Source organism: Pseudomonas monachiensis (assembly GCF_047345015.1).
In the GTDB taxonomy this organism is placed as follows: Bacteria; Pseudomonadota; Gammaproteobacteria; order Pseudomonadales; family Pseudomonadaceae; genus Aquipseudomonas; species Aquipseudomonas monachiensis.
Map to the genome: position 1 here is coordinate 1,797,122 of NZ_CP178857.1, position 24,653 is coordinate 1,821,774.

23 protein-coding genes, 1 tRNA gene and 1 pseudogene are annotated in these 24,653 nt (G+C 60.2%); 17 read left to right on the forward strand and 8 right to left on the reverse strand.

What is annotated here, in order from left to right; genetic code table 11:
- Nucleotides 1-164: 164 nt before the first annotated feature.
- On the reverse strand, nucleotides 165-854 hold the full coding sequence (locus ACMDB8_RS08135; RefSeq protein ID WP_008048453.1) for a crotonase/enoyl-CoA hydratase family protein: 690 nt from the start codon (nucleotides 852-854) through the stop codon (nucleotides 165-167).
- 308 nt (nucleotides 855-1,162) lie between these two features.
- Between ACMDB8_RS08135 and ACMDB8_RS08140 the strand changes: the two genes are divergently transcribed.
- The 9 genes and pseudogenes from ACMDB8_RS08140 to ACMDB8_RS08180 all read left to right on the forward strand — a co-directional run bounded on the left by ACMDB8_RS08140 (nucleotide 1,163) and on the right by ACMDB8_RS08180 (nucleotide 4,826).
- A tRNA-Ser gene (locus ACMDB8_RS08140) sits at nucleotides 1,163-1,252 on the forward strand.
- A gap of 290 nt (nucleotides 1,253-1,542) precedes the next feature.
- On the forward strand, nucleotides 1,543-2,196 hold the full coding sequence (locus tag ACMDB8_RS08145) for a hypothetical protein (protein WP_156385704.1): 654 nt from the start codon (nucleotides 1,543-1,545) through the stop codon (nucleotides 2,194-2,196).
- Between the two features lie 16 nt (nucleotides 2,197-2,212).
- Nucleotides 2,213-2,390 (forward strand): annotated as a pseudogene (locus ACMDB8_RS08150) (6-aminohexanoate hydrolase); the annotation flags it as partial.
- On the forward strand, nucleotides 2,387-2,707 hold the full coding sequence (locus tag ACMDB8_RS08155) for a YbjQ family protein (RefSeq protein ID WP_056721868.1): 321 nt from the start codon (nucleotides 2,387-2,389) through the stop codon (nucleotides 2,705-2,707). The pseudogene ACMDB8_RS08150 and the gene ACMDB8_RS08155, both read left to right, overlap by 4 nt.
- Nucleotides 2,708-2,853: 146 nt before the next feature.
- Nucleotides 2,854-3,042, forward strand: coding sequence for a hypothetical protein (locus tag ACMDB8_RS08160; RefSeq protein ID WP_056722301.1), 189 nt, complete (start codon nucleotides 2,854-2,856; stop codon nucleotides 3,040-3,042).
- A 312-nt stretch (nucleotides 3,043-3,354) separates the two neighbouring features.
- Nucleotides 3,355-3,723 carry a hypothetical protein gene (locus ACMDB8_RS08165; protein WP_007988063.1) on the forward strand — a complete coding sequence of 123 codons (369 nt, stop codon included), beginning with the start codon at nucleotides 3,355-3,357 and terminating at the stop codon, nucleotides 3,721-3,723.
- A gap of 113 nt (nucleotides 3,724-3,836) precedes the next feature.
- Complete coding sequence (locus ACMDB8_RS08170) at nucleotides 3,837-4,304, forward strand: YMGG-like glycine zipper-containing protein (RefSeq protein ID WP_082562897.1); 468 nt, start codon at nucleotides 3,837-3,839, stop codon at nucleotides 4,302-4,304.
- 16 nt (nucleotides 4,305-4,320) lie between these two features.
- Nucleotides 4,321-4,503 (forward strand): hypothetical protein, encoded by a 183-nt coding sequence (locus ACMDB8_RS08175; protein ID WP_056721871.1) that lies wholly within the window; start codon nucleotides 4,321-4,323, stop codon nucleotides 4,501-4,503.
- 107 nt (nucleotides 4,504-4,610) lie between these two features.
- Entirely contained in the window at nucleotides 4,611-4,826 is a 216-nt protein-coding gene (locus ACMDB8_RS08180; RefSeq protein ID WP_223542328.1) for a hypothetical protein, read from the forward strand.
- Between the two features lie 24 nt (nucleotides 4,827-4,850).
- On the opposite strand, the gene ACMDB8_RS08185 is transcribed toward ACMDB8_RS08180, so the two are convergent.
- On the reverse strand, nucleotides 4,851-8,045 hold the full coding sequence (locus ACMDB8_RS08185; protein WP_409078513.1) for an RHS repeat-associated core domain-containing protein: 3,195 nt from the start codon (nucleotides 8,043-8,045) through the stop codon (nucleotides 4,851-4,853).
- Nucleotides 8,046-8,457: 412 nt separating this feature from the next.
- Here ACMDB8_RS08185 and ACMDB8_RS08190 point away from each other — a divergent pair, with 412 nt between their 5' ends.
- Nucleotides 8,458-9,153 carry an HAD-IA family hydrolase gene (locus ACMDB8_RS08190; RefSeq protein WP_056721875.1) on the forward strand — a complete coding sequence of 232 codons (696 nt, stop codon included), beginning with the start codon at nucleotides 8,458-8,460 and terminating at the stop codon, nucleotides 9,151-9,153.
- Nucleotides 9,154-9,307: 154 nt separating this feature from the next.
- On the opposite strand, the gene ACMDB8_RS08195 is transcribed toward ACMDB8_RS08190, so the two are convergent.
- On the reverse strand, nucleotides 9,308-10,054 hold the full coding sequence (locus tag ACMDB8_RS08195; protein ID WP_056721876.1) for a 3-oxoacyl-ACP reductase family protein: 747 nt from the start codon (nucleotides 10,052-10,054) through the stop codon (nucleotides 9,308-9,310).
- A 124-nt stretch (nucleotides 10,055-10,178) separates the two neighbouring features.
- Here ACMDB8_RS08195 and ACMDB8_RS08200 point away from each other — a divergent pair, with 124 nt between their 5' ends.
- Nucleotides 10,179-11,102 (forward strand): LysR family transcriptional regulator, encoded by a 924-nt coding sequence (locus ACMDB8_RS08200; protein ID WP_056721879.1) that lies wholly within the window; start codon nucleotides 10,179-10,181, stop codon nucleotides 11,100-11,102.
- A 71-nt stretch (nucleotides 11,103-11,173) separates the two neighbouring features.
- Here the strand turns inward: ACMDB8_RS08200 and ACMDB8_RS08205 are convergent, their stop codons facing one another.
- A complete protein-coding gene (locus tag ACMDB8_RS08205; protein WP_056721880.1) occupies nucleotides 11,174-11,914 on the reverse strand; it encodes a phosphoadenylyl-sulfate reductase in 741 nt (246 codons plus the stop codon).
- 173 nt (nucleotides 11,915-12,087) lie between these two features.
- On the opposite strand from ACMDB8_RS08205, the gene thrH reads away from it, so the two are divergent.
- Nucleotides 12,088-12,696: a bifunctional phosphoserine phosphatase/homoserine phosphotransferase ThrH gene (thrH, locus tag ACMDB8_RS08210; protein WP_056721882.1), complete on the forward strand. Its 609-nt coding sequence runs from the start codon at nucleotides 12,088-12,090 to the stop codon at nucleotides 12,694-12,696.
- A gap of 94 nt (nucleotides 12,697-12,790) precedes the next feature.
- Here thrH and pabB read toward each other — a convergent pair whose 3' ends face one another.
- From pabB to ACMDB8_RS08230, 4 genes are all read right to left on the reverse strand, one after another.
- Nucleotides 12,791-14,134, reverse strand: a complete 1,344-nt coding sequence (gene pabB, locus ACMDB8_RS08215) for an aminodeoxychorismate synthase component I (protein WP_409078458.1) — start codon at nucleotides 14,132-14,134, stop codon at nucleotides 12,791-12,793.
- 145 nt (nucleotides 14,135-14,279) lie between these two features.
- Nucleotides 14,280-15,266 carry an alpha-L-glutamate ligase-like protein gene (locus ACMDB8_RS08220; RefSeq protein ID WP_056721886.1) on the reverse strand — a complete coding sequence of 329 codons (987 nt, stop codon included), beginning with the start codon at nucleotides 15,264-15,266 and terminating at the stop codon, nucleotides 14,280-14,282.
- Nucleotides 15,266-16,801, reverse strand: coding sequence for an inactive transglutaminase family protein (locus tag ACMDB8_RS08225; protein ID WP_056721888.1), 1,536 nt, complete (start codon nucleotides 16,799-16,801; stop codon nucleotides 15,266-15,268). The genes ACMDB8_RS08220 and ACMDB8_RS08225 overlap by 1 nt, the downstream gene beginning before the upstream one ends.
- A gap of 5 nt (nucleotides 16,802-16,806) precedes the next feature.
- Entirely contained in the window at nucleotides 16,807-17,343 is a 537-nt protein-coding gene (locus tag ACMDB8_RS08230; RefSeq protein WP_056721890.1) for an ATP-dependent zinc protease family protein, read from the reverse strand.
- A 297-nt stretch (nucleotides 17,344-17,640) separates the two neighbouring features.
- Here ACMDB8_RS08230 and ACMDB8_RS08235 point away from each other — a divergent pair, with 297 nt between their 5' ends.
- The 5 genes from ACMDB8_RS08235 to prpF all read left to right on the forward strand — a co-directional run bounded on the left by ACMDB8_RS08235 (nucleotide 17,641) and on the right by prpF (nucleotide 24,470).
- The gene (locus ACMDB8_RS08235; protein ID WP_056721891.1) at nucleotides 17,641-18,360 is read left to right on the forward strand and encodes a GntR family transcriptional regulator; all 720 of its coding nucleotides are present in this window, start codon (nucleotides 17,641-17,643) and stop codon (nucleotides 18,358-18,360) included.
- The gene (prpB, locus tag ACMDB8_RS08240) at nucleotides 18,357-19,247 is read left to right on the forward strand and encodes a methylisocitrate lyase (RefSeq protein ID WP_007971535.1); all 891 of its coding nucleotides are present in this window, start codon (nucleotides 18,357-18,359) and stop codon (nucleotides 19,245-19,247) included. Before ACMDB8_RS08235 ends, prpB begins: the two co-directional genes overlap by 4 nt.
- A 42-nt stretch (nucleotides 19,248-19,289) precedes the next feature.
- Nucleotides 19,290-20,417 carry a bifunctional 2-methylcitrate synthase/citrate synthase gene (gene prpC, locus ACMDB8_RS08245; RefSeq protein WP_046042905.1) on the forward strand — a complete coding sequence of 376 codons (1,128 nt, stop codon included), beginning with the start codon at nucleotides 19,290-19,292 and terminating at the stop codon, nucleotides 20,415-20,417.
- Between the two features lie 203 nt (nucleotides 20,418-20,620).
- A complete protein-coding gene (gene acnD / locus ACMDB8_RS08250) occupies nucleotides 20,621-23,215 on the forward strand; it encodes a Fe/S-dependent 2-methylisocitrate dehydratase AcnD (RefSeq protein ID WP_409078457.1) in 2,595 nt (864 codons plus the stop codon).
- Between the two features lie 64 nt (nucleotides 23,216-23,279).
- Complete coding sequence (gene prpF / locus ACMDB8_RS08255; protein ID WP_223542329.1) at nucleotides 23,280-24,470, forward strand: 2-methylaconitate cis-trans isomerase PrpF; 1,191 nt, start codon at nucleotides 23,280-23,282, stop codon at nucleotides 24,468-24,470.
- Nucleotides 24,471-24,653 lie beyond the last annotated feature (183 nt).

Here is a 24,653-nt window from a genome sequence, read left to right on the forward strand (position 1 = left end):
TATTCGGCAATTGCTCCCAGGGAAGTGGGAGGTGGCCGATGTTTGAGCTGATGTTTCCGACTATTTGGTCAGATGCGGTCTAGAGCGTTTACAGACGTTTAACACGGATATGTATGAAAAAGCCCGACACGACGGTCGGGCTTTTCGTTGCAGCAGATCCGGGCTTAACCCAAATGTTCCTGGTCCTGGATGATCGCGTTGTCCAGGGCCTCCAGAAGCGCTTTGCGCACTTTCAGTTTGGTGTTCTTGTGCGCAGTCATGTTGATCTTCTTCAACTGACGAGCCGCCGCCAATGCCGCGCCTTGCAGTTCTTCAGGCGAAACCACGACATCAAGGAAACCGGCCGCCACGGCGCCTTGTGGATTGAACATCTCGCCGTTGACCACCGAGCGCTGCAACGCCACTTTGTTCAGGCGGTCACGGGCAATCTCGATGCCCGCGTGGTGCATGGTCATGCCAATCTGCACTTCGTTCAGGCCAATGCTGAACGCGCCTTCTACGCCGATGCGATAGTCGGCCGACAACAGCAGGAACGCGCCCTTGGCCACCGCATGCCCCGGGCACGCTACGATCACCGGGAAGGGGTGCGACAGCAGGCGGCGGGCCAGGGTCGAGCCGGCGGTCACCAGTGCCACGGCTTCCCTGGGGCCGGCCGTCATCACCTTCAGGTCATAGCCGCCAGAGAGAATGCCCGGCTGGCCGGTAATGATCACCACCGCACGATCGGTCACGGCCCGATCCAGCGCAGCGTTGAACTCGGCAATCACATCCGGGGAGATGGCATTGACCTTGCCATTGCTCAGGGTCAGGGTCGCGATACCGTCTTCGAGATGGTAGGAAATCAACTCACTCATGACGCTATTCCTTTCAATAAAGTTGGGCAGACGTTACCCACCGCCGCAGGCCAGGTAAAGCGCCGTGACTGACCCGCCAGTCACCCTTTGCCCGCCCGCCAGGCGTAGCCCGCCGTGCCTGCTGCGCATTCCCGTCTATATAGAAGAGGGCACGAAGCCGGAGATTGGCCGGTTTGCCATGGCCCGGAACGACCGGAAACGCTGAATCGCGTTAACCGCATGAAAATTCTGAAAAAAATGTTTGCCATCGGAAATGCTTTCGACTACATTAGCGCGCCTCGACAGACAGAACTTGTTTGAAGAGATACGGTGAAGTGTCCGAGTGGCTTAAGGAGCACGCCTGGAAAGTGTGTATACAGGAAACTGTATCGAGAGTTCGAATCTCTCCTTCACCGCCAAATTCTGTAAACACAAACCCCCGACTTTCCTGGAGAAAGTCGGGGGTTTGTGGTTTTTGGCGTCTGAAAAAGAGCGATAGGGAAATGCTGCCGGATCATGTTCCCGTTCGTATGCCCCATCTACTCCGCAATCCGGCCCCAAATACATCATCGCGCCGATATCCAAGCCAAAACGAAGCAAGCGTAAGGTCCTTCGCAACTCACGGAGCTCTCCTACAGCCAGAGCGAGGGCGCCTCGATATGCTGCTTCCTATGCATGACACAGTTTTTGAATAGGGTTTTGCGCAAGAATGAGCATTGAAATAAAGAGCATGATCAAGGCTGCCGTGTTGATTTTTGCGGTGTGGCTTGCGCAGTTTCTCGAGCACGAGACTCTGACGGCTTTAATTTTTACGACTGTATTTTCATGTGGTGGGTATTTTGCTTTTTGCAACCGCAAGAATATCAGTGCTTTTGCAAAGAAATGGCCAAGCTCCCTGGCCTACACAGCAATCGTTTTTTACATTTGTAAAATCGTAGCGGAGAAAACCATCAACGCTACCACTGGAATTGAAGTCGAAAATATCAGGTACGCCTCGACAATCGGTGGTGTCATTTTATCTGTACCCATTTCACTGCTGTTGATCAGCATTTGCATGCTCGTCTGTTGGCAGATGAAGGCGTTGTTTGGTGTGCCGATTGGCGCGTCTGCCGAAGAACGCGTTCCAGGGCTGAAGATCTTCTTCATCGGGACCCTGATGGGAGCCGGCATGCTCGCTTCATCACAAGTTGATCCTTTAATCCGGTATGCGGTTCTCGCTGACGCGTCCAAGGTCACGACCTGCGGGCCAGTGGAAAATGACGTTGTCTACATCCGAAAAAACCCGGATACCTGTTCCAGAATCCACGTGAATCTTTTTAAGGGCATCTATGACTTCAGCGATGTACCGGCGAAATCCAACTGAAAGTTCAGAGGAGGGCGGGGCGTTCATGGCGCGTGGTTTCCATGGACAGCGCATCTATGTCGACCCGAAGGCCGAGAGGGGTCATCGTCCGCTACGCATCCCACCCGGTGGCCAGCAACTCGGCCAACGATCCCGTTACCTTGCCGGCGTTTGATGCGTTGGCTGAATATCTGAACAGGAAGGAGCATCAATGATCATCACCACGACCCACGCCATCGAAGGCCGGCAAATTACCGCCTACCTGGACATTGTCAGCGCCGAGTCGGTGCAAGGGATCAACGTTGTCCGTGACGTGTTTGCCGGGATGCGTGACTTTTTCGGCGGGCGCTCCCAGACACTGGAGCGAGCGTTGAAGGAAGCACGCATTCAGGCCACCGATGAGATCAAGGAACGGGCGCAGGCGCTTCAGGCGGACGCGGTGGTCGGGCTTGATTACGAGATCAGCATGCCGGCCGGCAAGGGCGGGATGGTCGTGGTGTTTGTGACCGGGACGGCGGTCAAGTTGCGGTGAAAGGTCAGAAGCCATTCGTCGGTCACGGGAAAATCAGAACGGCAGGTCCGTTAGTGACCGACTAGTCTGAAACACCTTGGCGATTGATATTCTTTCAGGCAAAGGGCTTGCCGGTGTCGATCGCGCGTTTTGAAAGGGGTGAAGAGATGGCTGATCCATATATCGAGGACGATGGCGCAGAATTTCCGATCAACAACTCCGTGCGGTGTGGTCAGACCCAGTATGTGGCCAGTTTCGGCGAGGACCAGACTGAGATCGACAAAATCAAGACCAGGGCGTGCCGGGTACTGAAGGGCAAATTTTTACCCAAGGTGACAGCACCGGTCCGGAAGTAATCGAGCGTGAGGCAGACCCCGTCAAAGAGCGGGGTTTTTCATGCCTGAAAAGTTTTATGACATTTTTTTGAAGGGGGTGATTTTTCACAAACTTTTCACAGTGCCCTCCTTAATCTCGACTCATCCGTTAGAAAGCAACACCTGGCCCGTTTCCCCAGCGGGCTTTTTTTTGTCCGCGATAAAACCTTTTCGGTAAACGCTGTCCAACCGTCGCCAATCGCGAAGTTGGACCGGCGTGCTGGACTTTATCCGCGCAAAAGCATTCAATCTCGCCCCCCTTTTTGTATACCCCTATTTTTTGAGGTTTATGTCATGCGTTTAACACTGCCCGCTCTGGTTCTGGGGCTTCTGGTTGCTCAAGGTGCAATGGCTGGTGACGGCACTGCCGCGCTGGGCGGCGGCTTGGGCGGCGCATTGGGTAATGTGGTCGGCCAGAAGATGGGCGGCAGCACTGGCGCTGCGATTGGTGCGGGTGTCGCTGGTGCGGCGGGCAGCGCAGTTGCCGCCAAAAAAGGCCATCGCACCAGCGCTGCCATCGGTGGCGGTGTCGGCGCGGCCGGTGGTTCGGTGATCGGCAATAGCCTTGGCGGCAAGTCCGGTGCCACCATCGGTGCAGGCCTGGGCGGTGCATTGGGCGGCGGCGTAGGCAGCAACCTGGCCAATGGTCACAAGCGCCACTGATCCTGATACGGATTTGAAAAGAGCCCGGCTTGATGCCGGGCTTTTTCTTTTATGAACGTTTCTCGCAGCAGCAACTCAAATCTTCCATACCCTGGAAGAATGCGAGGCGTGCCATGAACCCGGAAACCAACGGCAAAAAAAACGGAAGCCTGAATGCTCGGCTATTGATGGTGCCTGCGATTGTTTTTGGATTGCTGGTCTCTCAGGTGGCGCTGGCGGGAGGTAATGGAGATGCCGCGGTAGGCGGTGGTCTTGGTGGGGTGTTGGGCAACGTTGTCGGTGGCCAGGTGGGCGGCAGTACGGGTGCAGCGATTGGTGCAGGTGTCGGCGGAGCGGCCGGCAGTGCGATTGCCGCGCCCAAACGCAGTCGCACCGAAGCGGCGGTAGGCGGTGGTTTGGGCGCGGCGGGTGGATCGGTGGTCGGCAACAGTCTTGGCGGCTCGACCGGATCGGCCATCGGCGCAGGCCTCGGTGGTGCAGCCGGTGGTGCGGTCGGCAATGATCTGGGGAGTGACAGCGGTCATTCCCATTCCGGTAACGGTTATAAACACTCGAACAAGCACCACAAAAAGCATCACTAGTTAAGCGAGGCATCCCATGACTGCGAAAAGCGAAGGCAAGGAAGAAAAGGGCCCGAGCGGACTGCCGTCTATCAACGATCCCGGCAATGAAGATCCGGGGTCGCTGATGGATGATGCGACGGTGCCGCTTAACGATGCTGATGATTTGGGCGATGTGGGAAATATCGAGTTTGACGATGAGGAAGAAGACGAAGATTGATCGAGCCGTGCTGGCTGATTAACCGGTTGTCCAGCTGAACGAACACGTCCGTCGCCCGTTCCTCGCCAAGTCGTGGCCTGCATTTCAGGTCACACGAGAGGTGAGCTATGAAGACTGATCGAAAAGTCCCCGACGTTGATGAAACACCGGAGTATCCGCTGCCGTCGCCTACCGACTCCTTGAGCCGCGACCAACGACCGCCGGACGATGATGATGCAGGTGTGGAGCAGGTTCCGAGCGACGATGATGACGATGATATAGAGGCCGACCCAGAAGAACGGGACGATGGCGCGGGTGAGCCAGCCATTACGAGGCGACAGTGAGCCAGCCCGGGGCCGATTGCTTCGTTAAGGCGTCGGTCCGAGGGATTCAAACCCGGTTGAAAACATTTCCCGGAGCTCCCGTGAGTCTCCGTGAAGCACGTATTTATTTGATCGTTCTGGAGAGGGCGCATCAGGCTCTCCCTCATCAACTTTTACCCCTCCTTCCTCATACGGCGCCGAGCATCCTGGCTTGTACGCCCACGGACAATTCCCGCCCAGCCCCAGTGGATCCAACCACCCCGTCGGGTTCCGGGTGTACCGATAGGGGTTCAACCCACCGGCCAGCTTGACCGGATCCTGCGTCAGATAGCGACCGATGTCGGGATGGTAGTAGCGATGGCGGTTGTAGTGCAGGCCGCTCTCTGCGTCGAAGTATTGCCCCTGGAACCGTAGCGGTTGTTCGAGTCGCTCGCCGTCGCTCACTTCGCGGAGTTTGCCGTGGGCGGTGTATTTCGTCGACCAGACGATGGCGCCATCGTAGCTGGTCAGTTCCTGCGGGGTGCCGAGATGGTCGAGTTGGTAGTAGAACGGGCGGACGTCTGCCCGGCCCTTGCCGTCGAGCAGCGCCAGCGGGCGGAAGCTGCCGGGTTCGTAAACGTAGCTGCGGTAGTGCCAGGGAGCGCTTTCGGCGATGAGCTGGTCGCCTTGCCAGAAGAGTTGCGTGGTCTGGCCGTCGACGGTTTTGCGGATGCGCCGACCGAAGGCGTCGTAGCGGTAGCTGACACTTTTACCGTCCGGGGTGTTGACGCCAATCAGGCGGTGCTGGCTGTCGTAGGTGTATTGGGTGACCTGGGGCGGCATACCGCGGCGTTCACGGATCAGGTTGCCGAAGGCGTCGTAGACGTAGTGGCTGTCGCAATGGCGGTGCAGGCGGTTGCCCTGGAGCACGAACGGGCCCGGACGGCCGTGGATCAGCAGGTTGCCGGCCGGGTCATGGGTGAAATTCTCGGCGAACTGGTCGCGGGCGTGGCGTACGCCGGTCAGGCGGTCGAGCGAATCGTATTGATAGTGGCGTTGGCCCTGACGGCTGTCGGCAATCTGCAGCAGATTACCCTTGGCGCTGTAGGCATACTCGCGGTGGTACAGCGGTCGTTGCTTTTGGCTGACCGTATGGACCTGCAAGCGGCCCTGCTCGTCGTAGGCGTAATCGCTGAGCAGCAGACCCTGTTGGCGTTGCTGTTCGCGCCCGCGGACAAAGCGGTGGCTGGTCAGGCGCGTGCCATTGAGATCGATGGCAGTGAGGACGCCCCCCTTGGCGTGGTGGTAGACAAGGACACAGTCGTCCGGCAGGCGCAGCCGCTTGAGCCGGCCGCAGGCATCGTAGCCGTAATGCAGGGTGCCCCAACCCTGATGCTCGGTGATCAGCCGGCCCTGGCGGTCGTACTCGAACGCCAGCGGATGGTCCTGGCCGTCATCGACGCCAACCAGTCGCCCACAGTTGTCGTGGTGGTACTCGACCTTGATCCCGTCGGGCAGGGTCTTTAGCAATAAGCGCCCGGCGCTGTCACGTTGGTACTGTGTGACGAGTTGCGAACCGTCGTCGCCGAACTCGGTTTTTTCCAGCAACCGGCCATTACCGTCATACGCATACGCGGTACGACGGCCATCGAAGCCGGTTTCCTGTCGGATCAATCCGCCGGGCGTGTAGTCCAGCCGATAGGTGTCGCCGACCTCGTTTTCGATCTCGGTGAGCAACAGTTGCGCATGGTCGTAGCCGTACTTCAGTGCGCTGCCGTCGGGATTGATCCGACGGCTGACCAAGTGCAGGTCGTCGGCGTATTCGTAACGGGTTACCCGTCCCAGTTCGTCGGTTTCGGCGGTGACCTGGCCATAGGCGTTGTAGCGATAGGCTCGGCAGGCACCGGTGGGCAGCGTGGTCCTGATCAGTCGTCCCGCGGCGTCTGACTCATAGCCGGTGACGGTACCGTGTTCGTCCTGCCGGGTAATCCGCCGGCCCAGCATATCGTAGGAAAAAGATCGCAGGGCACCGTCCGGCAAGATCTCCTCCAACAGTTGCCCCAAGGCGTTCCAGACAAACCGGTGACCGCTCTGGTCGGGGAATCGAATTGTCAGCAAGCGCCCCTGCGGGTCGTAGATATAGCGAGTGATCTGCCCGTCGGGATTGGAGACGGCAGTGATGTCACCCCGGGCATTGCGCTGACAGGTCCACGTCGCCTGACCACGGGTGAGTGTGCGCAGGAAACCGTGGCGATAGTCACAGGACATGGGCGTCTCATCGGGCGCAAGCTGCGCGACCAACCGGCCGACTTCGTCATACTGGTATTCGGTGACGGCACCGAGGGCGTCCTGCTCGGCGGTCAGGTGGCCCTGATCGTCGTAGGCCTTGTGCAGCTCTGCGCCGTCGGGCCCGACCTGGCGCACCAACCGTGCGCGATCGTCATGAACGTAAATCTCTTCGCTGCCGTCGGCGTTGTTCACCGTCACGCCGCCTTGATCGTCCCAGGCGTAACGCGCCTCCATCTGCATAAACGAGGCCCAATGATGGATGCAGCGGACTGCTTTGCCGGAGCGTTCCCACGCCCAGAAGAAGCTCGCACCGCCGGCCAGTTGCCGTTGCAGGATGACGTGCCGCTCGTCGTAGTCATAGCGTTCGCTTTCACCTGCGGCGTTGGTTGCCTCGATCAAGCGCTGGCGGGCGTCGTAGCGGTAACTGACCAGGGTCTGTTCGGTGCGCCAGGTGTTCACCTCGGGGTCGCCGCGCTGAAGCACCTGGTAGTCGACGGCCACCAGGTGCTTGAGGTCGTAACGCAGCAATAAGGCGCGGTCGGCGCCGTTGTCCAGGCGCTGGATCCGGTCACAGCGGTCCCGTTGCACCGTCAGGCGGTTGCCGTAGGCGTCGCTGATCGCGCTGAGCCGGCCGTCATGAAAGTGGTAGAACCGCGCGCGGTCGCCGGCCAGGGCGAGGATCAGTTCGTCCGGCTTCCCCCCGAGGTAAATCGTCGCCCGCGACAGGCTGTTGTGGATCACCGGGCGCTCCGTCGTTGGTCGTGGAAACGGCGTGCGACGGTTTTCGGGGTCGATCCACAGCACTTGCTCGCCGTGGAGTTCCAGGTGCTGGGACAGCGAATTGCTCCAGCCAAAACCGAGGCCGTTGTCGATTTCGACGGCGCTGGTGCGGTAGAGGCGGGTGAAATCGAAGGGTAGGATCCCGTCGAGGGTGCCGTCGGTCAGGGGCAGCAGTCCTTCGCCGGTAACCATCGACACTGTGCCGTTATGGGTGGCAGTGCGCTCGATGGTGTCGGCGCTGTCGCCGTTGGGGTTTTTCGCCTGTCTGGAGGCGTCCTCGTGGCGTTCATGCCTGCCGGAGCCAAGTGTCAGGGAGCCGCTGGCGGGGCATGCCAATACCTCTTGGGGATCGAACATCTGCTGTCTTTCGCTTGGCGGAGTGTGGAGCGCGAAACTCTGCGGGGGATCGGCAAGGAAAGAAGTCGGGAAAGGTGGCGCTTGCTGTAGGGCGATTCGCTTAATCGCGGAGGACCATTGGGCGTCGAACGGGATTTGATCATTGCCCTGGACCGGCGGCGCTCGCTATGCTGCTGAATCCTTTAATCCATAGGGCATCGGCCGTACCTGAGCTGCCCCGGATGCCTTAGAAAACGGATCAGATGCGATGAATGCACCACTGAAAGCATTCGGCCCGATCAGGGCCGTGATTTTCGATATGGACGGTCTGTTGCTGGATACAGAGGGCATCTACACCGAAGTCACGTCCATCATTGCCGCGCGTTACGGCCGGACGTTCGACTGGAGCATCAAACAGAACATCATTGGCCGGGGTGCGGGCGATCTGGCGCGCTATGTGGTTCAAGCGCTGGACTTGCCGATCACGGCGCAAGAGTTCCTGGTGATCCGCGAGCCGCTGATGCGCGAGCGTTTTCCTACAGCACAGGCAATGCCCGGCGCACAGGAGCTGGTACGGCATTTGAAAGCCAACAATATTCCCATTGCCGTGGGCACCAGTTCCTCGAGCCAGTCGTTTGGCCAGAAAACTACCTTGCATCGCGACTGGTTCGCCTTGTTCGACTTCATTGTCACCGCCGATGACCCCGAGGTAGGCGCGGCCAAACCGGCACCGGATATTTTCCTGACGGCGGCGCGGCGCCTGGGTGTTGCACCGCAAGATTGCCTGGTGTTCGAGGATTCGCCCTTTGGTGTCACTGCGGCGAAAGCGGCGGGGATGACGGCGATTGCGATTCCGGATGCGGCAATGGCCGACGCCAGGTACGCACATGCCGATGGCATTCTTCGTACGCTGAAGGCGTTTGTGCCGGATGCATTTGGTTTGCCGGCGCTTGAATGGGCCTAGCTAAAAAAAGACGGGTCGACACTGGCAAATGTGGGAGCGGGCTTGCTCGCGAAGGCGGTGTGCCAGGCAATATTGATGTCGTCTGATTCACCACTTTCGCGAGCAAGTCGGATCGCCGCACCGCCGCTCCCACATTGGGTTTGCGTTTAACGCTTCAGGCGCCGAAACCACCGTCGATGGTCAGGCTGGCCCCGGTGATGTAACCGGCTTCAGGGCTGACGAGGTAGGCGACGAAGCTGGCAATCTCTTCGGCCTTGCCGTAACGGCCCACGGCCATCAACGGGATCAGGCTTTCCGCAAAGTCACCCTCGGCCGGGTTCATGTCGGTGTCGACCGGGCCCGGTTGGACGTTATTGATGGTGATACCTTGCGGGCCGAGATCACGGGCCAGGCCTTTGGTCAGGCCGACCAGTGCCGATTTGCTCATGGCGTACGGGCCGCCACCGGCGAAGGGCATGCGGTCGGCGTTGGTGCTGCCGATGTTGATGATGCGACCACCCTCGGTCATGTGCCGGGCGGCGGCCTGGGTGGCAATGAACACGCTGCGCACGTTGATGGCCAGGGTCTGGTCGAAGTCTTCGAGTTTGAACTCGGCCAGTGGTGCTACCGCCAGTACGCCGGCATTGTTGACCAGGATATCCAGGCGACCGAAGGCTTCTACCGTGGCGGACACGGCACCGCGGATGGCGTCGGCGTCGGCGCTGTCGGCCTTGATGGCCAGGGCCTTGCCGCCCTTGGTGGTGATGCTGTCTTGCAGTTCTTCGGCCTTGGCCGTGGAACTGACATAAGTGAAGGCAACGGTCGCGCCTTCAGCGGCCAGGCGCTTGACGATGGCGGCGCCGATACCGCGGGAACCACCTTGAATCAATGCCACTTTGCCGCTGAGGTTCTGAGTAGTCATGTCGATCTCCAAATCCCGAGGCGAGATGTCCCGGTTGATGGAGCCTAGTATCGATTCAGGATTACCTGCTGTGTAGACCATAATTGCGATAGTCTGTATAAACCAAAAGTTTATAGTGGCGCCTATGGAAACCTTCAGCAGTATCGAATGCTTTGTGCGCAGTGCCGAGGTCGGCAGCTTTGCTGAAGCGGCGCGTCGCTTGAGCCTGACACCGGCGGCGGTGGGCAAGAGCGTTGCCAAACTCGAGGCGCGCCTGGGTGTCAGATTGTTCCAGCGCAGTACTCGCAGCCTGACCCTGACGGAAGCCGGTCAGTTGTTTCTTGGTGAAGTCAGCGGCAGCCTGCACACGATCCAGAATGCCGTGGCCAATCTCGCCAGCGCCGGAGGGCAGCCGGCGGGCACCCTGAAAGTCAGCATGGGGACGGTATTCGGCTGCCTGTACATTGTGCCGATGCTCGGCGAGTTTCTGCGACGATTCCCGGCGATCAACCCGGACTGGCACTTCGACAATCGCCAGGTCGATCTGATCGGGCAGGGTTTCGACGCGGCAATCGGCGGTGGCTTCGAATTACCCCAGGGCGTTGTTGCACGCCGACTGAGTCCGGCGCATCGGGTGTTGGTGGCTACGCAGGACTACCTGGAGTCACATGCGGCGATCAGCGAGCCAGATGACCTCAAGCACCATGACGGGATTCTGATTCGTTCGCCGCAAACCGGTCGGGTGCGCTCCTGGCAGTTGACCCATCGCAATCAGCAACACAGTCCGTTGACGCTCAAGGCGCGGATGACCATGAGCGATTCCGAGGCCGCCTGCGCCACGGCCGCGCAGGGTCTGGGCATTGCGCTGGTGAGCATGCCGTTTGCCGCGGGCTATCTGGAGTCGGGCAGGTTGCAGCGGGTGTTGCCGGACTGGTACATCGACGACGGCTACACCTCCATCTATTACGCCGAACACAAACTGCTGCCCGGCAAGACCCGGGCGTTTGTCGAGTTCGTCATTGAGCAGTTTGCCGAGCGGGGGTTGGGGCAGAGGTTTAGTGCTGTTTGAGCCAGTCTTGAAACCGGGGAGCGGCCATCGCGAGCAGGCTCCAACAGAGGGGGATTTCACAAGGCTTGGGATCAGGCTTTTGACTTGCTGATGATATTCCCCGCATGCAGCCCGCATTCCTTCTGCGTCGCTTCTTCCCACCACCAGCGGCCTTCGCGCTCATGCTGGTTCGGCAGTACCGGGCGGGTGCAGGGTTCGCAGCCGATGCTGATGAAACCGCGTTCGTGCAGGCTGTTGTACGGCAGTTCCAGCATGCGGATGTAGCCCCAGATCTCTTCGCTGGTCATTTGTGCCAGCGGGTTGAACTTGTACAGGGTGCGTTCCGGTGTGGAGAACGCGGTGTCGATTTCCATCACCGCGACGGCGCTGCGAGTACCGGGGCTCTGATCCCGACGCTGGCCGGTGGCCCAGGCCGTCACGCTGGACAGCTTGCGGCGCAGCGGTTCGATCTTGCGGATGCCGCAGCATTCACCATGGCCATCCTTGTAGAAACTGAACAGGCCTTTCTCCTTCACGAAGGGTTCAAGTTTCGTGTAGTCCGGCGACACCAGTTCGATGTCGATCTTGTAGTGCTCGCGCACCTGATCGATGAAGCGGTAGGTCTCGGGGTGCAGGCGGCCGGTGTCGAGGCTGAACACCTTGACGTTCTTGTTCAGCTTCCAGGCCATGTCCACCAGCACCACATCCTCGGCGCCGCTGAAAGATATCCACAGGTCATCGCCAAACTCGGCAAATGCGAGTTTCAGAATGTCCTGGGCGGACTTGTTGGCATAGGTCGTGGCGAGTTCCACGACGTCGAACGTTGGGCTCATCAGGGCGGCTTCCTACAGGTCGGTGGCGCTGGGCGCTCTATATGGGGTCGATGGTAACAAAAAGCTGCGCGGGCCGGGGCATCCTCTGCGTTGCGCAGGCAGGCCCGAGTCGCTAGAGTTCGGCAATCTTTTTGCTCGCTCGACTCAATAATCAATACAAATGGGAGTGTCTTGTGGAAATTGCCTGTCTGGATCTTGAAGGTGTGCTGGTTCCGGAAATCTGGATCGCCTTCGCCGAAAAAACCGGGATCGAATCCCTCAGGGCCACCACCCGGGACATTCCCGACTACGACGTGCTGATGAAGCAGCGCCTGCGGATTCTCGACGAGCACGGTCTGAAGCTCTCCGACATCCAGGAAGTGATCGCCACGCTCAAGCCGCTGGACGGCGCCATCGAGTTCGTCGACTGGCTGCGCGAGCGCTTCCAGGTGGTGATCCTGTCGGACACCTTCTATGAGTTCTCCCAGCCGCTGATGCGCCAACTGGGCTTCCCGACCTTGCTCTGCCATCGCCTGATTACTGACGACACCGGGCGAGTCACTGACTATCAACTGCGTCAAAAAGATCCCAAGCGTCAGTCGGTCCTGGCCTTCAAGAGCCTCTACTACCGGGTTATCGCGGCGGGGGATTCCTACAACGACACCACCATGCTGGGCGAGGCCGATGCCGGGATTCTGTTCCATGCGCCGGACAACGTGATTGCACAGTTCCCGCAGTTCCCGGCGGTGCATACGTTCGAAGCGCTGAAGCAGGAGTTCATCAAGGCTTCGAATCGCTTGTAGGAGCTGCCGCAGGCTGCGATCTTTTGATCTTGATCTTAAAAAATCGAAAGATCGCAGCCTCGTTTCACTCGACAGCTCCTACAGGGGTAGGGTTTCAGAGGTTCTGCAGAGTTTCGAGCAACACCTTCACCTTGGTGATCGACTCCTGATACTCAGCCTGCCACTCCGAGTCCGCGACAATCCCGCCACCGCCCCAGCAACACACCTGCCCGTCCTTGACCAGCAAACTGCGGATGGCGATGGAGCTGTCCATCTCGCCGCGTACATCGAGATACAACAACGAACCGCAATACAGTCCGCGCCGGGTCGGCTCCAGTTCGTCGATGATCTGCATGGCGCGAATCTTTGGCGCGCCGGTAATCGAGCCGCCTGGGAAGCTGCCGGCGATCAGGTCCAGAGCGTCGCGCTCATCCGCCAGTTCACCGGTGACGCTGCTCACCAGGTGATGCACGTTCGGATAGCTTTCCAGGCTGAACAGTTCCGGCACCCGTACCGAGCCGGTGCGGCAGGTGCGACCGAGGTCATTGCGCAGCAGATCGACAATCATCAGGTTTTCCGCGCGGTCCTTGGGGCTGGCCAGCAATTCGGCGGCGTTCGCGGCATCTTGCCCGGGCGTCAGGCCCCGCGGGCGAGTGCCCTTGATCGGGCGGGTTTCCACGTGGCCCTGGCTGATTTTGACGAAGCGCTCCGGCGACAGGCTGAGTACGGCATTGCCATCAGGCAAGCTCTGGAAGCCGGAAAACGGCGTCGGGCAAGCAGCGCGCAGCGCGCAGTAAGCGGCCCACGAATCACCCTGGCAGGGTGCGCGAAACCGTTGGGCGAAATTGACCTGGTAACAGTCGCCGGCCTGAATGTACTGCTGGATGCGCTCGATGGCCTGTTGATACTCATCGGCGCTCAAGTCGGCAGTCATCGGGGTGAGCAGTTTGAAGGGCGCGACCTCTTGCGGTGCAGGCTGGCTGAACAGCTCGATCAGGCGCTGACACTCGCTGTCGGGCAGGGTCGGGTGGAACACCAATTGACTGGTCAGCGACAGGTGATCGCTGATCAATGCCCAGCTGTACAAACCGAAACGCGCGTCAGGCAGTTGCAGGTCGTCAAGGGCCTGGCTCGGCAGGCGCTCCAGATGTCGGCCGAAGTCGTAACTCAGGTAGCCGATCAATCCACCGGCAAACGGCAACTCGTAAGGTGCTGGCAGAGTGGCTTCGCCCAGGCGTGTCAGGTTATCGCGCAGGCGTTGCAGGAAAGCGTCGCCACTTTCGTCGGGCGATACCGTCAGTTGTTCCAGTGGCCAGGCGCTGAGCAGGTCATAGCGACCGCGGTCGGCGCTGGGGCGGCCACTGTCGAGCAGGACGGCGCCAGGGGCATGGCGAATCGCCGCGAAATATTCGGCGGGGTTGGCGCGATAGGGCAGCGGGTGTACGGAGCAGGTCAACATGGGCGGGGGAAGTCAGCCATCGAGGCGGGGTGGCGATTGTAGACCTCTGTAGGATTTGGTCCTAGAGGGATGTCGGAAAGAGGCATATTGGTAACGGCCGAAATGTAACTCTGTGGCGAGGGAGCTTGCTCCCTCGCCACAGGGATCAGCCTTCGACCGCGGGAATATGCCCAAACATCTCCTGCACAAACGCCACGCGTTCTTCGACCGTTTCGGTCACGCCACGGGCCTTCAGGTCTTCCAGCCGCGCCTCGACCGCATGCGTACGCAGCGTCAGGCCGCAGTCATTGGCAATCTGGATATTCAGCCCCGGCCGGGCGTTGAGCTCCAGAATCAGCGGGCCTTTTTCCTGGTCCAGGACCATGTCGACACCGATGTAGCCCAGGCCGCACAACTCATGGCAGCCAGCGGCGAGTTTCATGAAACCGTCCCAGTAGGGCAGTTGCACGCCATCTACTGCGTTCGTGGTGTCCGGGTGTTTGTTGATGATGTTGTTCAGCCAGGTGCCGCGCAGGGTCAGGCCGGTGGCCAGGTCCACGCCGACACCGATGGCGCCCTGGTGCAGGTTCGCCTTGCCGTTGGACTGGCGCGTCGGCAGGCGCAACATGGCCATCACCGGGTAGCCCATCAACACAATGATGCGGATGTCCGGCACGCCTTCATAGCTGATGCTCTTGAAGATCTGGTCCGGAATCACCCGGTATTCGATCAGCGCCCGGTCGCGGTGACCGCCCAGGGAGTACAGGCCGGTCAGGATGCTGGAAACCTGGTGCTCGATTTCCTCATGGCTGATGATCCGGCCGGACACCGTGCGATAACGTCCTTCAAAGCGGTCGGCGATCACCAGGATGCCATCACCGCCAGCGCCCTGGGCCGGCTTGATCACGAAGTCACTGCGTGCGCCGATGATCTCTTCGAGATTGTCGATTTCCTTCTCGGTGGAAATCACCCCATAGAGTTCCGGCACATGAATGCCGGCGGCGATGGCGCGTTCCTTGGTGATGATCTTGTCATCGACGATCGGGTACAGGCTGCGCTTGTTGTACTTGAGCACGTAGTCTGCGTTGCGCCGATTGATCCCCATGATGCCCCGGGCTTCCAGGGCCTTCCAGGTCTTCCAGAGGCCGAACATCAGGCGTCAGCCTTTTTCAGGAAGGCCTTGAAACGCACCAGTTCAGTCAGGCGATAACCGCGATAACGACCCATGGCCAGCATGAAGCCCACCAGGATCAGCAGGATCGCCGGGAAAGTGAACACGAAGTACACCAGTTCCGGCACGGTCATGATCAGGTGCGCCAGGGATGCGGCGAACAGGGTGCCGATCGCCACTTTCATGGCATGGCCACCGCCGCGTTCTTCCCAGGTGATCGACAGGCGTTCGATGGTCATGGTCAGGATCACCATCGGGAACAGCGCCACCGACAAGCCGCGTTCCAGGCCGAGTTTATGGCTGAACAGGCTGATGGCCGCAATCAGCACCACCACGAACGTCAGCACCACCGACAACCTGGGCAGCATTTGCAGTTTCAGGTGTTCGAGGTAGGAGCGCAGCGACAGGCCCAGCGCCGTGATGATGGTAAACAGCATGATACCGAAGCCGAGCTGGGTTTCGCGGAAGGCCAGGGCTATCAGCACCGGGGTGAAGGTGCCCAGGGTCTGGATGCCGATCAGGTTGCGCAGGATCAGGATCACCAGCACGCCGATCGGGATCATCACCATGATCATGAAGGTCTGCTGGGTTTGCAGCGGCAGGCCGTACAGCGAGTACTCGAGGAAGTTGGCGTCGGTGTTTTCGTCGGTCAGCTTGGCCAGGCGAATGGCGTTCATTTCGCTGTTGTTCAGGCTGAAGGTCACGTTGGCTTTCTTGCCGCCATCGACGGTGATCAGGTTTTCGTCGCCGCTCCACCACAGCAGGCGGTCGGTCGGCAGGCCCTGTTCACCGGTTTCCGGGTTGAAGTACAGCCAGTCGGTGCCGTTGAAGCTGCGCAGCCATAGTTCCGGCATTTGCGGCTGGTCGGCCACCAGGCGGATGGTGTGGACCTTCTCGATTGGCACGTGGGCGATGGACAGCAGCAACTCGACGATTTTTGCCTTGTGCGCCGCGGAGGGATCACCGGCCAGCAGCAGTTTCACGTTGTCGTCGTTGGGGTTGTTGACGCGCTTGATGGCTTCGCCGACGAAGGTTTCGACGTCGGCCGAGTGCTGGCGAATCGGTGCGAGCAGGGCTTCGGCGGCGATTTTTTCCGGGCCTTCGATGGTCATGCTGTCGCGAAAGGTCGGACCTTTGATCTTGGCTTTTTCACCGGAATAACGCTTGGTCAGCACCAGGCGGTAATACAGCGTCTGGTTGCCTTTGGCCCGGCGTGCCGACCAGGTGACCTTGCGGTTGCCATCGACCCGGTTCACCGCCACGCCGTAGTTGTTGGAGATGAAGCTCTCGTTGAGGCTCACGAAGTCGCGGCTCAGCGGAGGCACGAACATCTGGATCTTGACCGGGTCCTTGGCGCTGGCGACGAACTCGACCTTGGCGTCGATGTTCCACAGGTCGTCGGTGGCGTCTTCGGTCACCGGGATGCCCAGCACGAAGATCTGATAGGCCGTAACTGAAATGCCCAGCACCACCAGGATGGCGATCAGCAGTTTCAGGTGAAGGGTAAGAGAGCGCATTTGAATTACTCGGCGGTATGAGCGTCGGTGGTGCAGGCAGGTTTGCCGGCAGCATATTTAAGGCTGGGGTCGACCAGTGCATCGAAGCGCTTGAGCGCTTCGGAGCCAATCAGTAGCGGGTATTGGAAAGCGCTGCGGTCGGTCAGGTTCACTTCGATGCTGCGCAGGGCCGAGCCCATGCAGATATCCAGTTCGATCACCGGGCGGGCGGTGTACTTCTTGCCTTCCTCCGGGTCGTAGTCGCCGGCCCGGCGCTTGATCTTGCTGACACGGGCCAGCGGGCGTTCGATCGGGTGCGAATGGGCGGCGTCGATGGCCAGGTAAAAGCGCACCCATGATTCGCCATTGCGTTTGAAACGTTTGATGTCCCGGGCGCTCAGGGAAGCGGTTTTCGCCCCGGTGTCGAGTTTGGCCGCCACTTCCAGGTCGATGCCATTGAGCGATGCGTACTCATTGAGGCCATACACGGTCTTTTCCCCGGCCATTGCGAAGCCGGGCAGGCAAAGTAAATAAAGGAAGCTTGGGAAGGGCTTGAGTCTCATAAATCCTGGTGCGCAGCGGTCCGACTTGATTCAAGGCCCTGGCATCGCTGCGCAAGCTCCCTCGTATGCCTGGCAGGGTTTTATGACAGGCAGTGCAGATGTGACAAACAAATGCGGGCGGCATTCTAGCACGGTGGTTTGGTGGCGCCAGCGCTGGCCGGTGGCTATAAATAGACGGGTTGCTTCGTTGTGGTGCAACCGGTTATCAGAAGATTGTCGACAATATCTATTTATCCTTTGACTGATTCGCCTGTATTCGTTAGTTTTTACGGCATTGGCTTTCAAGGTGTCGACAATATGCTGGATCAACTCGATCCCCCGGTTTCTACGCAAGACGATACGGAGACGCTTTCCGAGAACGTCTTCCGACGCATTCAGGCGGCTATCGTCAAAGGCGATATCGCGCCGGGCAGCAAAATTTCCGAACCGGAACTGGCGCGTACCTACGGCATCAGCCGTGGCCCGTTGCGCGAGGCCATCCACCGTCTGGAAGGCCAGCGCCTGCTGGTTCGCGTGCCGCATGTCGGCGCACGGGTGGTGTCGCTCAACCACGCCGAACTGATTGAGCTATACGAAATCCGCGAATCCCTGGAAGGCATGGCCTGCCGCCTGGCCGCCGAGCGCATGAGTCTCGAAGAAATCGACGAACTGCGTCGGGTCCTGGAAACCCACGAGCGCGATGAGGCGTTTCAGGCCGGGAGAGGCTACTACCAGCAGGAAGGCGATTTCGACTTCCACTACCGGATTATCCAGGGCAGCGGTAACCGCACCCTGACGCAAATGCTCTGCGGCGAGCTGTATCAACTGGTGCGTATGTACCGCATGAAGTTTTCCAGCACGCCCAATCGCCCACACCAGGCGTTCGCCGAGCACCACCGAATTCTCGATGCCATCGCCGACCGTGACGGTGAACTGGCCGAGTTGTTGATGCGCCGTCACATCGGCGCCTCCAAACGCAACATCGCCCGTCATTACCAGGACGGCGCCAACCCGACAGCCAAACGAGGTGAGTCATGAGTTTGAACAAGAGCACTCCAGGCCAGCGTTTCCGCGATGCGGTCGCCAGCGAGCATCCATTGCAAGTGGTCGGCGCGATCAACGCCAACCACGCGCTGCTGGCCAAGCGCGCCGGTTTCAAGGCGATCTACCTGTCGGGTGGCGGGGTGGCTGCCGGCTCCCTCGGCCTGCCGGACCTGGGCATCACCGGCCTGGATGACGTACTGACCGACGTGCGCCGCATCACCGACGTCTGCGACCTGCCTTTGTTGGTGGACGTGGACACCGGTTTCGGTTCCTCGGCCTTCAACGTGGCCCGTACCGTGAAGTCGATGATCAAGTTCGGCGCGGCGGCGATTCATATCGAGGACCAGGTCGGCGCCAAGCGTTGCGGCCACCGTCCTAATAAAGAGATCGTGACCCAGCAGGAAATGGTCGATCGCATCAAGGCGGCGGTCGATGCCCGTACCGACGACAGCTTCGTGATCATGGCCCGTACCGACGCCCTGGCGGTGGAAGGCCTGGAATCTGCCCTGGATCGCGCCGCTGCCTGCATCGAAGCCGGCGCCGACATGATTTTCCCGGAAGCCATCACCGAACTGGACATGTACAAGCTGTTCGCCAGCCGCGTGAAAGCGCCAATCCTGGCCAACATCACCGAATTCGGCGCGACGCCGCTGTACACCACCGAGCAACTCGCCGCTGTCGACGTGTCGCTGGTGCTGTACCCGCTGTCGGCCTTCCGCGCCATGAACAAGGCCGCGGAAAACGTCTACACCGCGCTGCGCCGCGATGGCACGCAGGCGAATGTCATCGACACCATGCAGACCCGCATGGAGCTTTACGATCGCATCGACTACCACACCTTCGAGCAGAAGCTCGATGCGTTGTTCGCCGCGAAGAAGTAAGTCGAATAACTCCCTAATAAATTCAAGAAACTGGAGGCAGAAATGGCCGAAGCAAAAGTACTCAGTGGCGCCGGGCTCCGTGGCCAGGTTGCCGGGCAAACCGCACTGTCCACCGTGGGCCAGTCGGGTGCCGGTCTGACCTATCGTGGTTATGACGTTCGTGAACTGGCGGCTGACGCACAGTTCGAAGAAGTGGCCTACCTGCTGCTGTACGGCGAACTGCCGAGCAAGGCACAACTGAATGCCTACATCACCAAGCTGAGCAAGCTGCGTGACCTGCCGCAGGCGCTCAAGGAAGTGCTGGAGCGCATCCCCGCCGACGCCCACCCGATGGACGTGATGCGCACTGGCTGCTCGTTCCTGGGTAACCTGGAGCCGGAGAACAACTTCTCCGAGCAGCACGACAAGACCGACCGCCTGCTGGCCGCGTTCCCGGCGATCATGACCTACTGGTATCGCTTCAGCCACGAAGGCAAGCGCATCGATTGCGTGAGCGACGAGCAGTCCATCGGCGGCCACTTCCTGCACCTGCTGCACGGCAAGAAGCCGAGTGAACTGCACGTCAAGGTGATGAACGTTTCACTGATCCTCTACGCAGAGCACGAATTCAACGCGTCGACCTTCACCGCGCGTGTTTGCGCATCGACCCTGTCCGATCTTTACTCTTGCATCACCGCAGCCATCGGCTCGCTGCGCGGTCCGCTGCACGGCGGCGCCAACGAAGCGGCGATGGAAATGATCGAGCGCTTCTCGTCGCCGGAAGACGCGATCAAGGGCACCCTCGGCATGCTCGAGCGCAAGGACAAGATCATGGGCTTCGGCCACGCGATCTATAAGGACAACGATCCGCGCAACGAAGTGATCAAGGGCTGGTCGAAAAAACTCGCTGACGAAGTGGGCGACAAGGTGTTGTTCCCGGTGTCCGAGGCCATCGACAAGACCATGTGGGAGCAGAAGAAACTGTTCCCGAACGCCGACTTCTACCATGCCTCGGCGTACCACTTCATGGGCATCCCGACCAAGTTGTTCACACCGATCTTCGTCTGCTCGCGCCTGACCGGCTGGGCCGCCCACGTGTACGAACAACGTGCCAACAACCGCATCATCCGTCCAAGCGCCGAGTACACCGGCGTTGAACAGCGCAAGTTCGTACCAATCGAACAACGCTGAATGGTGGAGGTCGGCACCGGGATCTGAAATCAACGCAGATCCCTGTGGGAGCGAGCTTGCTCGCGATGACGGGCTGACATTCAACATCAATGTCGGCAGTTACATCGCTATCGCGAGCAAGCTCGCTCCCACAGTGGATGGTGTGAACTTCAAGTCTGGTGCCAGGCCCCACCTTTTGTAACTACCGTGACCGAGTCCTGACGATGAACACTGAATTTCGCAAATCGCTGCCCGGCAGCCACCTGGATTACTTCGACGTCCGCGCGGCAGTCGAGGCGATCCAGCCTGGCGCCTACGACACCCTGCCGTACACCTCCCGTGTGCTGGCGGAAAACCTTGTGCGTCGCTGCGACCCGGCCACGCTCACCGAATCCCTGAAGCAATTCATCGAGCGCAAGCGCGACCTCGACTTCCCGTGGTTCCCGGCCCGCGTGGTGTGCCACGACATTCTCGGCCAGACCGCTTTGGTCGACCTTGCCGGCCTGCGTGACGCCATCGCCCTGCAAGGCGGCGATCCTGCGCAAGTCAACCCGGTGGTGCCGACCCAACTGATCGTCGACCACTCCCTGGCCGTCGAGCGCGGTGGCTTCGATCCGGAAGCGTTCGAGAAGAACCGCGCCATCGAAGACCGTCGAAACGAAGACCGGTTCCACTTCATCAACTGGACCAAGAAGGCGTTCAAGAACGTCGACGTGATCCCGCCAGGCAACGGCATCATGCACCAGATCAACCTGGAGAAAATGTCTCCGGTGATCCAGGTGCGCGACGGCGTGGCGTTCCCTGACACCTGCGTCGGCACCGACAGCCACACCCCGCACGTCGATGCGCTGGGCGTGATCGCCATTGGTGTCGGTGGCCTGGAAGCCGAAAGCGTGATGCTCGGCCGCGCCTCGTGGATGCGTCTGCCAGAAAGCGTTGGCGTCGAGCTGACCGGCAAGCTGCAACCGGGCATCACCGCCACCGACATGGTGCTGGCGTTGACCGAATTCCTGCGCAAGCAAAAAGTGGTTGGCGCATGGCTGGAATTCTTCGGCGAAGGCGCGTCAAGGTTGACCCTTGGCGACCGCGCGACCATCTCCAACATGGCTCCGGAATACGGCGCCACCGCGGCGATGTTCTACATCGACCAGCAGACCATCGACTACCTCAAGCTCACCGGCCGTGAAGACGAGCAGGTGCAGTTGGTCGAGAACTACGCCAAGACCGCAGGCCTGTGGGCCGACAGCCTGAAGGGCGCGCAATACGAGCGCGGCCTGACCTTCGACCTGTCCTCGGTGGTGCGCAACATGGCTGGCCCAAGCAACCCGCACGCCCGTGTCGCGGTTTCGGATCTGGCGGCCAAAGGCATCTCCGGCCAATGGGAAGACGTGCCTGGCCAGATGCCGGATGGCGCGGTGATCATCGCCGCCATCACCAGCTGCACCAACACCAGCAACCCGCGCAACGTGATCGCCGCCGGCCTGCTGGCGCGCAACGCCAACAAGCTCGGCCTGACCCGCAAACCATGGGTCAAATCGTCCCTGGCACCGGGTTCGAAAACCGTCGCGCTGTACCTCGACGAAGCCGGCCTGACCGATGAGCTGGACAAGCTCGGCTTCGGCGTCGTGGCCTTTGCCTGCACCACCTGCAACGGCATGTCCGGCGCACTGGACCCGGTGATCCAGCAAGAGATCATCGACCGCGACCTGTACGCCACTGCCGTGTTGTCCGGCAACCGTAACTTCGACGGCCGGATTCATCCGTACGCCAAGCAAGCGTTCCTCGCTTCGCCGCCACTGGTGGTCGCTTACGCCATCGCCGGCACCATCCGTTTCGACATCGAAAAAGACGTGCTGGGCGTGGTCGACGGCAAGGAAATTCGCCTGAAAGACATCTGGCCGAGCGACGAAGAAATCGACTCGGTGGTGAAGGCCTCGGTCAAACCTGAGCAGTTCCGCCAGGTCTACATCCCGATGTTCGCCATCCACGAAGACACCGGCCCGAAAGTCGCGCCGCTGTACGACTGGCGTGAAATGAGCACCTACATCCGCCGTCCGCCGTACTGGGAAGGCGCGCTGGCCGGCGCTCGTCCGCTCAAGGGCATGCGCCCGCTGGCGGTACTGCCGGACAACATCACCACCGATCACCTGTCGCCATCCAACGCCATCATGCTCGACAGCGCCGCCGGCGAATACCTGGCGAAAATGGGCCTGCCGGAAGAGGACTTCAACTCTTACGCGACTCACCGTGGTGACCACCTGACCGCGCAGCGTGCGACCTTCGCCAACCCGAAACTGTTCAACGAAATGGTTCAGGAAGACGGCAAGGTCAAGCAAGGTTCGCTGGCCCGCGTCGAGCCGGAAGGCAAAGTGATGCGCATGTGGGAAGCCATCGAGACCTACATGGATCGCAAGCAGCCGCTGATCATCATTGCCGGTGCCGACTACGGTCAGGGTTCGTCCCGCGACTGGGCAGCAAAAGGCGTGCGTCTGGCCGGTGTCGAAGCGATTGCCGCCGAAGGCTTCGAGCGCATTCACCGCACCAACCTGGTGGGCATGGGCGTGTTGCCGCTGGAGTTCAAACCAGGCACCAACCGCCATACCCTGGCGATTGATGGCAGCGAAACCTACGACGTCATCGGTGAGCGCACCCCGCGTGCCGAGCTGGCGCTGGTGATCCATCGCAAGAACGGCGAGCGCGTCGATGTGCCGGTGACCTGCCGCCTCGACACCGCTGAAGAAGTGTCGATCTACGAGGCCGGCGGCGTGTTGCAACGCTTCGCCCAGGACTTCCTCGAAGAATCGGCGGTTGCCGTCTAAAACGCTGCACAGACATGGGACTTTGAGTCCCATGTCTGTTTCTGGATTAGGAGTAACGAGCACCATGGTTCACGCACCGCAGATCAAAATTCCCGCCACCTACATGCGCGGCGGCACCAGCAAAGGCGTGTTTTTCAGTCTCAAGGATTTGCCTGAAGCGGCCCAGGTTCCAGGCCCGGCCCGCGATGCCTTGTTGCTGCGCGTGATCGGCAGCCCCGATCCGTACGACAAGCAAATCGACGGCATGGGCGGCGCGACCTCCAGCACCAGCAAAACCGTGATCCTGTCGAAAAGCACCCAGGCTGATCACGACGTCGATTACCTGTTCGGCCAGGTTTCCATCGACAAGCCTTTCGTGGACTGGAGTGGCAACTGCGGCAACCTGACCGCGGCAGTCGGTTCGTTCGCCGTCAGCAACGGTCTGGTCGATGCCAGCCGCATCCCGCACAACGGCGTGGCCGTGGTTCGCGTGTGGCAGGCCAACATCAGCAAGACCATCATCGCCCACGTGCCGATCACCAACGGTGAAGTGCAGGAAACCGGTGACTTCGAACTCGACGGCGTAACCTTTCCGGCCGCCGAAGTACAGGTTGAATTCCTCGATCCGGCAGCGGATGAAGAGGGCGGTGGCGGTTCGATGTTCCCGACCGGCAACCTCGTGGATGACCTCGAAGTACCTGGCGTCGGCACCTTCAAGGCGACCCTGATCAACGCCGGCATCCCGACGATTTTCGTTAATGCCGAAGACATCGGCTACAAAGGCACTGAGCTGCAAGGCGCCATCAACGGCGATCCGAAAGCCCTGCTGATGTTCGAAACCATCCGCGCTTACGGCGCGCTGCGCATGGGCCTGATCTCGAACGTCGACGAAGCGGCCAAGCGGCAGCACACGCCGAAGGTGGCCTTCGTCGCCAAGCCGGCGGATTACGTATCGTCCAGTGGCAAAGCCATTGCGGCGGGTGATGTCGACCTGCTGGTGCGTGCGCTGTCGATGGGCAAGTTGCACCACGCGATGATGGGGACTGCGGCGGTGGCAATCGGCACGGCGGCAGCGATCACCGGCACGCTGGTTAACCTCGCGGCAGGCGGTATCGAACGCAACGCGGTGCGCTTCGGCCATCCGTCCGGCACTTTGCGCGTCGGCGCAGAGGCCAGCCAGGTCAATGGCGAATGGACCGTGAACAAGGCGATCATGAGCCGCAGTGCGCGGGTGTTGATGGAAGGGTACGTTCGTGTACCGGGTGATTCTTTCTAACCAACACAAACCCTGTAGGAGCTGCCGAAGGCTGCGATCTTTTGATCTTGATTCTAAAAAACAAAGTCAAAAGATCGCAGCCTTCGGCAGCTCCTACAGTTGATCTGATTTCAAAACAAGAAAGCAGTGATACACCGAGATTCCTGAGCCGAGGTCCCATCAACGACCCACTTCATAGAGTGA